Below are 1,794 nucleotides of genomic sequence, written 5' to 3'. Positions count from 1 at the left end.
CCGGTGCGGCGGCACGGCGGCACGGTCGGTGCGGCGGGGCGCCGGCCGGGGTCAGCCGGCGGGCTGGTCGTGGGTGGAGCAGTGGATGCCGCCCCCGCCGCCGGCGATGGTGTCGATCCGGAGGGGGACGATCTCGCGGTCCGGGAACCGGTCCCGGAAGACCTCCTGGGCGTGGCGGTCGGCCCTGGCGTCGCCGAACTCCGGCAGGTAGACGCCCTTGTCGCCGATGTAGAAGTTCATGTAGGTGGAGACGAAGGCATCGCCGCGGCCGGTGATCCGGTCAGGGTCGGGCTGGCCGACCTCGATCACCGTCAGCTTGCGGCCGGCGGCGTCGATGGCCTCGGCGAGGACGGCGCGGGCCTGGTCCGCGGCGCGGGACCAGACGTCCGGCGGGGTGCCGGGGAAGGCCCGGTCGAGCAGGACGACTCCGGGGGCGACGAACCGGGCGAGGCAGTCGACGTGGGCGTCGGTGATGTCCTTGCCCCGGACGCCCGCCAGCCAGATCACCTTGGTGAGGCCCAGGGCCCGCTTGAGCTCCGCCTCGATCTCGTCGCGGGTGCGGCCCGGGTTGCGGTTGTCGTTGACCACGGAGCTCTCGGTGACCAGTAGGGTGCCCTGGCCGTCGGTCTCGAAGGAGCCGCCCTCGGCGGTGACCGGGGTCGCGATCCGCTCGATCCCGTACTTCTCCAGGACCGTACGGGCGATCCGGGCGTCGTTGGTGTGCTCCTGCTTGCCGCCCCAGCCGCTGAAGTTGAAGTCGACGCCCTGGACCTTGCCGTTCTCCTCCACGAAGACCGGCACGGTGTCGCGGGCCCACAGGTCGTCCACCGGGACGGAGAGCAGCTCGACGTCCGAGCCGCAGGCGTTGCGGGCGGAGGCCTCCTGGCCGGGGCGGACGAGCATGACCACGGGTTCGCGCCCGCCGATGGCCCGGGCCACCGAGGCGATGTCCGTACGGACGGCCCCGAGCTGCTCGCCCCAGACGTTCTCGGAGGCGGGCCAGGCCATGAAGGTCCGCTCGTGCTTCTCCCACTCGCCGCCGAGGCGGCGGCCGCGGGCGGGGGCCGGTGTGGGGGAGGGCGCCGCCGGCGACGGCGGCTCGGGAGTGCCGCTGCCCGGGGCGGTCGGCGCGGTGGAGTCGGCCGGGCCGTCCTCGGAGGCGGCGCAGGCGGTCGCGCCGAGGGCGATCGCACCGGCGCCGACGAGGGAGCGCAGGACCGTGCGGCGGGCGAGGGAGGGCTTGGACACGCGGGACTCCGGTGGGGCTGGGGGTGGTTCTGGCCCGGCACCGCCGGGACCTGCACTCTTACACTGACTGAAAAATCAGTCAAGCTCGCTGAGGGGAGCCGCCCAGGGGCGCCGGGGCGCCGCCGCGGCTGCGCCCCCGCCGTTGCGGCGCTCAGTCGTTGCGGCGGTACTGGTCCAGGGAGACCCTGACCGGCCCGTCCGCGCCCGGGGCCGACAGCACCCGGACGACGGCCAGGTCCAGGCCGTCCGCGGACCGGACGCAGAACGAGCCGCGCGGTCCGAGGGCACCGAACGGCACCCGCCCGGCGGGGTTGGCGCCGAGCCCCTTCAGGCAGTCGGCGCCGCCCGGGCCGGCGTCCCAGCGGACGAAGGTGTCGGCGCCCTCCGGGACGAGGAACTCGCCGTCGCCGCGGCCGACGTACCACGTCGCGCTGTCGGCCGGGACGACCGTGGCTCACCGAACGATCCGCCGAGGAACAACAGACGCCGCGGGCCACAGTGCTTGATCCCGCCGACGGCCTCCACCCCGACGATGTCGCGGACCAC

Annotated in this window: 2 protein-coding genes; both read right to left on the bottom strand. The window is 75.0% G+C overall.

The genetic code is table 11. The features are described from left to right. Positions 1 to 51 precede the first annotated feature (51 nt). Positions 52 to 1,248 (bottom strand): agmatine deiminase family protein, encoded by a 1,197-nt coding sequence (locus tag AB0E96_RS40840; RefSeq protein WP_359831880.1) that lies wholly within the window; start codon positions 1,246 to 1,248, stop codon positions 52 to 54. A gap of 151 nt (positions 1,249 to 1,399) precedes the next feature. Then, positions 1,400 to 1,546, bottom strand: a complete 147-nt coding sequence (locus tag AB0E96_RS40835) for a hypothetical protein (protein WP_359831878.1) — start codon at positions 1,544 to 1,546, stop codon at positions 1,400 to 1,402. Between the last annotated feature and the right edge of the window lie 248 nt (positions 1,547 to 1,794).

Source organism: Kitasatospora sp. NPDC036755 (genome assembly GCF_040636595.1).
GTDB lineage: Bacteria > Actinomycetota > Actinomycetes > Streptomycetales > Streptomycetaceae > Kitasatospora.
The sequence above is the reverse complement of the archived record's forward strand: the minus strand, read 5'-3'. Positions and strand labels throughout refer to the sequence as shown.